The organism is Microbacterium sp. ISL-103 (genome assembly GCF_018613995.1).
In the GTDB taxonomy this organism is placed as follows: domain Bacteria; phylum Actinomycetota; class Actinomycetes; order Actinomycetales; family Microbacteriaceae; genus Microbacterium.
In genome coordinates this window covers 1-7,994 of sequence record NZ_JAGGPD010000130.1, presented here as the reverse complement: position 1 = coordinate 7,994, position 7,994 = coordinate 1, and the positions used below count along the sequence as shown (strand labels likewise).

Genomic DNA, 7,994 nt, shown 5'->3' with positions numbered 1-7,994 from the left:
AAGACGATGAGGAACAGCGCAGCAGCGCTCAGGATGACGCCGAGGATGTCGAAGCGGTGCGGGCTGGTCTGCAGCTTCGGCACCAGACGCCACGCGAGCACGAACGCGACGATGCCGACCGGGATGTTGACGAAGAAGATCCACTCCCAGCCGAAGCCGTCGACGAGCAGCCCGCCGACGAGCGGACCCACCAGCGTCGCGACACCGGCGGTCGCACCCCAGAGCCCCATGGCGGCGCCGCGCCGCTCGGGCGGGAAGGTGCGGGTGATCACGGCCATCGTCTGCGGCGTCATGAACGCGGCGCCGAGACCCTGCACGGCGCGGGCGGCGATCAGCATCTCGAGCGAGCCCGAGAGCCCGCACCAGAGCGACGCGAGCGTGAAGATCGCGAGACCGATGAGGTAGATGTTCTTCGGGCCGAAGCGGTCGCCGAGGCGTCCGGTGATCAGCAGCGGCACGGCGTACGCGAGCAGGTACGCGCTGGTGACCCACACGACGTTGTCGAGGTTGTTGGTCGTCGGATCGAGGGCCGCCTTGATCGCGGGGTTCGCGACCGAGACGATCGTCGTGTCGACGAGGATCATGAAGAAGCCGATGACGAGCGCCCAGAGCGCCGGCCACGGGCTCGCAGGTCGATGACCTGCGGCGAAGGTTCCGGTCGAGGGACCGGAAGACGAGGATGCCCCGGGCGGGCGTCCTGTCGAGGAGGGTTCTGTCATTGCTGTGCGGCCTTTCGCTGTGCGCGGTAGCGGTCTGAGTACTCGAAGGCGCTGGGGCCCCAGGGGAACTCCTCGGCCTCGAGTCGGTCGATGAGAGAGTCGATCCAGCGCAGCTCCGCGTCGAGCAGCACCTCCTGGCGCTCGAATTCGACGAGCACCTGTTCGGGGACGTTCTTGTGCCGCGCTCCGGTCAGCCCGTCGCGGTGCGAGACGTGCGCCTCGTCGAGGACCGCACGTCGCAGACGCAGAGCCTCGATCACATCGGCGCTCTCGAGATTGTGGGCTTCGGCGAGCGCGATCCGGAACTCCGCCGGCCGGTCGATGATCGACAGCTCGCGACGCAGCCAGGTGATGAGGGCGTCTCGCCCGGCATCCGTCAGCGAGTATGTCGTGCGCTCAGGACGGTTGCCCTCTCGATCACTGCCGACCTCGTCGATGAGGCCGGCCCGTCGGAGGCGTCCGACCGTGTGATAGAGCGTGCCGTTGGTGATCGCGAGCAGGCGTTCGTCGCGCCGAGCGCGCATGAGCCGCACCCTCTCGTAGGGGTGCATATCGCCCTCGCGCAGCAGCGCGAGGATCATGACGGACATCGGGGTCAGGCGGTGCATCGTTCCTCCCCAGATGGTCGCGCTCAAATAGTCCATGTGGACTATACGCCTGGGGTCAGACATCGACAAGCCGGCCGATGCGGCGAGTGCGCCTACTGCAGAGCCGCCTCGAGCTGGCCGGGCGTGAGGGCGCGATCCGCGTAGACCAGCCGGATCGCCGACGGGTCCGGATTGCCCGCATCGGGCGCCCGGTGCACCAGTTCGAGCCCGAGCTTCTGCGCCACGCGCGCCGACCCGGTGTTGTGTTCGACCAGGTACGCGATCACCGCCCGGTCGGGGGCGAGGATGCGAGCGCGATCAACCGCGGCTCGCGCGAGCTCGGTGGCGTAGCCGCGGCCGTGATGGTCGGCGGCGATGCGGTAGCCCACGTTCCACACGTCGCCATCCAGCAGAGTGCAGCCACCGTTGCCGATGACCTCGCCCGTGTCGCGCATGCGCACCACCCACGACCCGAGGCCCGCCCGCTCCCAGCTGCGCTCCCACCGCTCCATCATCCGGATCGAGTCGTCGCGGGTCGTGTGGCGGAGGCTCGGATAGTGCGTCCACACTCGCGGATCGCTCTGGATCGCGAACACCGCGTCGAGATCCGAGGGAACAGCCCGAGACAGCTGCAGTCGATCGGTGAAGAGGTCGTCAGTCACATCTCCACGCTAGACAGCCCCGCCGACACTCGGACCATGCGTCGCCCCGAGCCTCAACTGCGCAGCTTGCGCAGAGCCGATCCCTTGTGGGCCGCCGTGTCTCCGCTCTTCTCCGACTTCACGATGTACGCGGGCTCGTCGTCAGAGGCCGTGAAGCTCTGCCCGGCGAACCGGAAGTCCTTCGTCCGCTTCTCCTCGACGGTGCCCTGGGTTCGCCCCTGCGGGGTGTTCCAGCTCACCCGGTCACCCCTCGACAGATCCTTCGTCATGACTGCTCCTATCGTTCCCGTCGAGGCTCGCCGATACGCCGCCATCCTCATCGGCCCTTGACAGGCGCCGCGCAAGTGCGCTGAGCCCGCATTCGTCCCAGAGGTGGGCCTCGCGAGAGGAACCGGGATAATGGGCGGGTGAGCACACCTTCGGACAGCAACGCGCAGACCATCCCCGGCTGGCGCCACATCTACTCGGGCAAGGTCCGCGACCTCTACGCCTCGGATGACGCCGCCGACACCCGCATCCTCGTGGTCGCCTCCGACCGCGTGAGCGCCTTCGACTTCGTGCTGTCTCCCGGCATCCCTCACAAGGGCGCTCTGCTCACGCGTCTGAGCCGCTGGTGGTTCAGCCAGCTCGACGACGTCGCCAACCACCTCGCCGAGGGCGAGATCCCCGCGAGCGTCGCCGACCGCGCCATGCTCGCTCAGTCGCTCGAGATGCTGCCGGTCGAGTGCGTCGTGCGCGGCTACATCACCGGTTCCGGATGGGCCGAGTACACCGAGAGCGGCACCGTGTGCGGCATCCCGCTGCCCGAAGGCCTGCAGAACGGCGACCGCCTGCCCCAGCCGCTGTTCACCCCCGCCTACAAGGCGCCGATGGGCGAGCACGACGAGAACATCACCTTCGAGCAGACCGTCGAGCTCGTCGGCGCCGACCGTGCGGCCGAGCTGCGCGACGTCTCGCTCTCGCTCTACTCCCGCGCCGCCGCGATCGCCGAGCAGAAGGGCCTGATCCTCGCCGACACGAAGTTCGAGTTCGGAACGGATGCCGAGGGCGTCCTGCACCTGGCCGACGAGGTGCTGACGAGCGACTCCTCGCGGTACTGGGATGCCGAGGCCTGGCGCACCGGCACGACGCCGAAGGAGCGCATGGCGAGCTTCGACAAGCAGATCGTGCGCGACTGGCTGGCCGCGAACTGGGACAAGCAGGGCGAACCGCCCGTGCTGCCCGACGACATCGTCGAGCGCACTGCCGACCGCTACCGCGAGCTGATCGAGCGCCTCGGGGCCTGACGCACGCGCATCCCCCGCATCCCCAGGTGCATCTCTCGTACCCCTCATACGCTGCGAAGGAGATCTCTTCCAGCGAAGGACTGATCTACGGATGCGGTCCTTCGGAGCGAGAGATCTCCTTCGCAGCGGGCGACCGGGCAAACCCTCGCGCACCCAGCCAACACTCAGGAATCGGTAGTGTTGCTCCAGCACTCCCCTCCCCCCGATTTTGAGGAGCCCGCATGCCCCTGTGGAAGACCCACGGAAACGGTCGCACGGTCGAACCCGGCGCCGTCGTCAAGCCCGACGAGCGCCTGAACTGGCCCGCCACGATCGCGATCGGCGCCCAGCACGTCGTCGCGATGTTCGGCGCCACGTTCCTCGTGCCGACCCTGACCGGCTTCCCGGTCTCGACCACTCTGCTGTTCAGCGGCCTCGGCACGCTGATCTTCCTGCTGATCACCAAGAACCAGCTGCCCAGCTACCTCGGCTCGTCGTTCGCGTTCATCGCGCCGATCACCGCCGCGGTCGCCGCGGGCGGCACCGGCTCGGCTCTGGCCGGCGTCGTCGCGGTCGGCATCCTGCTCACCGTCGTCGGACTGGTCGTACAGTTCGCGGGCCTCCGCTGGGTCGATGCGCTGATGCCTCCGGTGGTCGCGGGCGCGATCGTCGCGCTGATCGGTTTCAATCTCGCCCCGACCGCGTGGAACAACTTCAAGATCGACCCGGTCACCGCGACCATCACCCTCGTCGCGATCATCCTCTTCGCGGTGCTGTTCCGCGGCTTCCTCGGTCGCATCTCGATCTTCCTCGGCGTCGCGGTGGGCTTCATCTACGCCGCCTTCACCGGCTCGTTCGAGGTTCCCAACGCGCTGCGCGGGGGCAAGACGCCGGCAGAGCTCATTGCGGATGCACCCTGGATCGGCCTTCCCGAGTTCCAGCTCCCCGACTTCGTCGCCCCGGGCACCTGGTCGACCATCGCGATGTTCCTGCCCGTCGTCCTGGTGCTCGTCGCCGAGAACGTCGGCCACGTACGCGGTGTCGCGACCATGACGGAAGACCCCGCGATCAACAAGCACACGGGCCGCGCGCTCATCGCCGACGGTGTCGCCACCACGATCGCCGGAGGCTTCGGTGGTTCGGGTACGACGACCTACGGCGAGAACATCGGCGTCATGGCCGCGACCCGCGTCTACTCGACCGCGGTCTACTGGGTCGCCGGTCTCTTCGCGATCCTGCTCGCGTTCTCGCCGAAGGTCGGCGAGGTCTTCAACTCGATCCCCGCGGGCGTGCTCGGCGGTGCGACCACGGCGCTCTACGGCCTGATCGGCATCATCGGCATCAAGATCTGGGTCGACAGCAAGGTCGACTTCTCGCGCCCGGTCAACCAGTACACGGCGGCCGTCTCGCTCGTGATCGGCATCGCCGGCTTCTCGATGCAACTCGGCGACTTCGCCTTCGGCGGCATCGTGCTCGGCACGGTCGCAGCTCTCCTGATCTACCACGTGGGCAACGCGATCGCCCGCGCGCGCAAGACCGGAGCCGACGACCCTCGCCCGCTCGAGGCCGTGGGCCCGCTGGGTGGCGACCCCGCGTAATCACGATCGACTCATGAACACAGAGATCCCGGATGNNCATCCGGGGTTTCTGTGTTCAGTCGAGGATCGTGTTCAGTCGAGGATCGCGCTCAGCGATCGACCCGCTCTCAGGCGATGACTGCGAGCACCGTGTCGGGCGCGATCGAGGCGGCGACCTCCACCCGGTGCGACAGAGTGCCGTCCCGGTGAGCGGTGACCGTGGTCTCCATCTTCATCGCGTCGAGCACCGCGACCGGATCGCCCGCCGCGACGCTCGACCCGTCGTCAGCGAGCCAGCGCACGAGCGTGCCGGGTGCCGGTGAACGCAGCTCGGACGGATCGGATGCGGCGGGCGCGGTTCCGGCATCCGCCAGCCCACCGAGCCCTGCGAGCAGGGCGAGCGGGAGCCCGAGCGTGACACGGCGGCCGTCGATCTCGACGGGGAAGCGCTGGAGGGCGGCATCCGGCACGGGAGCCGGTCGCAGCTGCGGCTCGAGGCGAGGCAGCAGGGTGCTCTCGATCCACTGGGTGTGCACCGCGAAGGTCTCGGTGGCGAAGGCCTCGTCGTCGAGCGCGAGCAGATCGAACGGGATGACGGTGGCCGGGCCTTCGACGACGAGTTCGCGCCGCGCCCGACGCGCCCGCACGAGTGCTGCGTCGCGGCTGTCGGCATGCACGACGAGCTTCGCGATCATCGAGTCGAAAGCCGGCTGCACGACGTCGCCCGCCTCGATGCCGCTGTCCCAGCGCACGCCGGGTCCGCCGGGGATCCGCAGGGATTCCACCCGACCGGGGCTGGGAAGGAAGCCGCGACCGGGATCCTCGGCATTGATGCGGAACTCGAAGGAGTGCCCCGTCGGCTCGGGGGTCTCGGTGAACGAGATTCCTTCGCCGAAGGCGATGCGGAACTGCTCGCGCACGAGATCGGTGCCGGTGACCTCTTCGGTGACCGGGTGCTCCACCTGGAGGCGCGTGTTCACCTCGAGGAACGAGATCGTGCCGTCGGCCGCGAGCAGGAACTCCACGGTTCCCGCACCCCGGTACTGCACCTCGGCGCAGATCGCCCGGGCCGCATCATGCAACCGCGTCCGCTGGTCGCTGGTCAGCCCCGGAGCCGGCGCCTCTTCGATGAGCTTCTGGTTGCGGCGCTGCATCGAGCAGTCGCGGTCGCCGACGATCACGACGCCGCCGCGGCCGTCACCGAGCACCTGCACCTCGATGTGACGCGGACTCTCGAGGAACCTCTCGACGAAGCACTCCCCCCGCCCGAAGGCGGCGATCGCCTCACGCGTCGCGGCCTCGAAGGCATCCGCGACCTCTGACAGCTCTCGCACCACCTTCAGGCCTCGGCCACCCCCACCGAAGGCGGCCTTGATCGCGATCGGGAGCCCGTGCTGCTCGGCGAAGGCCACGGCCTCTTCCGGGCCTGCCAGCGGCTGATCGGTGCCGGCGGCCAGCGGCGCCCCGACGCGCTGCGCGATGCGGCGCGCGGTCATCTTGTCGCCGAGCGCGTCGATGCTCTCGGGCGAGGGGCCGATCCAGATGAGGCCCGCGCCCTCCACCGCGCGCGCGAACTCCGCGCTCTCCGAGAGGAATCCGTAGCCGGGGTGCACGGCATCCGCGCCGCTCTTCCGAGCCGCGTCCACCACCGCATCGATCGAGAGGTACGTCGTCGCCGCGGTGTCTCCCCCCAGGCCCAGGGCTTCATCGGCGAGCCGCACGTGCAGCGCATCGGCATCCTGATCGGCGTAGACCGCGATCGACGTGTAGCCGGCTTCGGCGCAGGCGCGGATGACGCGCACGGCGATCTCTCCGCGATTCGCGATCAGCACCTTGGTCATGAGGTCTCCTTGACGGTGAAACGGACGCGCACGCCGGGCGGCAGCTGCCCGGCGAGGTCGAGGCTGCGATCGGTGAGGGCACCGATGATCGGGTACCCGCCGGTGAGCGGATGATCGGGGAGGAACAGCACCGGCTGACCGTCAGGCGGCACCTGGATCGCCCCCGTGACAGCCCCTTCGCTGGGCAGCTCGCCGCTGACGGATCGCTCCAGCGGCACGGCGCCCTCGAGCCGGATGCCGACCCGGTCCGACCGCGGGGTCACTGTCCACTCCTGGCCGGTGAGCGTCGCGAGCGCCGAAGCGGTGAACCAGTCGTCGCGAGGGCCGAGCGTGATCTCGAGGTCGACGAGTTCGCCGGATGCCGGCAGTGTGCGCGGGGTGACATCCGGCTCGACCGGATGCCGGGCGGAGTCGCCGACGCCCAGCACGTCGCCTGCGGCCAGCGGAGCAGGTCCGAGCCCGGCGAGGGTGTCGCTCGCGCGGCTGTCGAGCGCCGGGTCCACGGCGACACCACCACGGACGGCGATGATGTAGCGCAGTCCGCTCGTCGGATGCCCGAGCGTGAGCTCGTCGCCCTCGACGGTGGCGAAGGGCGCGCCGTGCGCGATACGACGTGCCACGCCGGTGGCGTCGACCAGCTCGAGAGCTCCCTCGGCACCGCTGACCGCCGCGACCCCGGATCCATGGAACCGCAGCACCGCACCGCCGACGCTCTCGAGCACGGCGGCGCCCGTCGCGTTGCCCACGGCCCGGTTGGCCTCGCGCAGGGCGCGACGATCGGCGGCGCCGGATGACGAGACGCCGAGTGCCGCGAATCCCGGTCGCCCGGCATCCTGCACCAGCAGCTGCAGCGACGGACGCACGACCTCGATCGCGGCGGCATTCGCGGCCTCGATCGCGGAGGAGTTCGCGGCAGGTCGTTCGGTGACAGACCGTTCGTCGGCGCGATCATCCGCGTTCTCTGACATCACGACCTGTGCTCGCATCTGCTCGAACCGGACGGTCGTGCCGGGCGACAGCAGTGCAGGCGGGTCGCGGTCGATGTCCCACATCAGGGCATCCGTGCGACCGATGAGCTGCCATCCGCCCGGGCTCTCGCGCGGATACACCCCGGTGAACTGTCCGGCGAGGGCCACGGATCCGGCCGGCACGCGGGTGCGGGGCGACGAGCGGCGGGGCACGTCGAACAGGGGGTCGCTGCTCACCACATAGCCGAACCCCGGGGCGAAGCCCGAGAAGGCGACCTTCCAGTCGGCGGCGAGGTGGCGGTTCACGAGCTCAGCCGCAGACACGCCCAGCAGCGATGCCGCCTCGTCGAGGTCTTCGCCGTCGTAGCGCACCGG

At 69.4% G+C, this 7,994-nt stretch carries 8 protein-coding genes; 2 read left to right on the top strand and 6 right to left on the bottom strand.

Translation table 11 applies throughout. The annotated features are described in order from the left end of the window. From J7E68_RS05695 to J7E68_RS05680, 4 genes are all read right to left on the bottom strand, one after another. Positions 1 to 719 (bottom strand): MFS transporter (locus J7E68_RS05695; protein WP_215170668.1); only part of this gene is annotated, 719 nt, incomplete at its 3' end. Further along, entirely contained in the window at positions 716 to 1,363 is a 648-nt protein-coding gene (locus J7E68_RS05690; RefSeq protein ID WP_251048681.1) for a PadR family transcriptional regulator, read from the bottom strand. The genes J7E68_RS05695 and J7E68_RS05690, both read right to left, overlap by 4 nt. 56 nt (positions 1,364 to 1,419) lie before the next feature. Next, positions 1,420 to 1,968, bottom strand: a complete 549-nt coding sequence (locus J7E68_RS05685; protein ID WP_215170666.1) for a GNAT family N-acetyltransferase — start codon at positions 1,966 to 1,968, stop codon at positions 1,420 to 1,422. 53 nt (positions 1,969 to 2,021) lie between these two features. Further along, positions 2,022 to 2,237 (bottom strand): DUF2945 domain-containing protein, encoded by a 216-nt coding sequence (locus J7E68_RS05680; RefSeq protein WP_215170664.1) that lies wholly within the window; start codon positions 2,235 to 2,237, stop codon positions 2,022 to 2,024. Positions 2,238 to 2,375: 138 nt separating this feature from the next. Here J7E68_RS05680 and J7E68_RS05675 point away from each other — a divergent pair, with 138 nt between their 5' ends. Both J7E68_RS05675 and J7E68_RS05670 read left to right on the top strand, forming a co-directional pair. Continuing rightward, positions 2,376 to 3,254, top strand: coding sequence for a phosphoribosylaminoimidazolesuccinocarboxamide synthase (locus J7E68_RS05675; RefSeq protein WP_215170662.1), 879 nt, complete (start codon positions 2,376 to 2,378; stop codon positions 3,252 to 3,254). Between the two features lie 221 nt (positions 3,255 to 3,475). After that, complete coding sequence (locus J7E68_RS05670; RefSeq protein ID WP_215170660.1) at positions 3,476 to 4,831, top strand: uracil-xanthine permease family protein; 1,356 nt, start codon at positions 3,476 to 3,478, stop codon at positions 4,829 to 4,831. Positions 4,832 to 4,938: 107 nt separating this feature from the next. Here the strand turns inward: J7E68_RS05670 and J7E68_RS05665 are convergent, their stop codons facing one another. Both J7E68_RS05665 and J7E68_RS05660 read right to left on the bottom strand, forming a co-directional pair. Continuing rightward, positions 4,939 to 6,651 (bottom strand): biotin carboxylase N-terminal domain-containing protein, encoded by a 1,713-nt coding sequence (locus J7E68_RS05665; RefSeq protein WP_215170658.1) that lies wholly within the window; start codon positions 6,649 to 6,651, stop codon positions 4,939 to 4,941. Beyond that, positions 6,648 to 7,994: carboxyltransferase domain-containing protein (locus J7E68_RS05660; RefSeq protein ID WP_215170656.1), on the bottom strand; the 1,347-nt coding region annotated here is incomplete at its 5' end. The genes J7E68_RS05660 and J7E68_RS05665, both read right to left, overlap by 4 nt.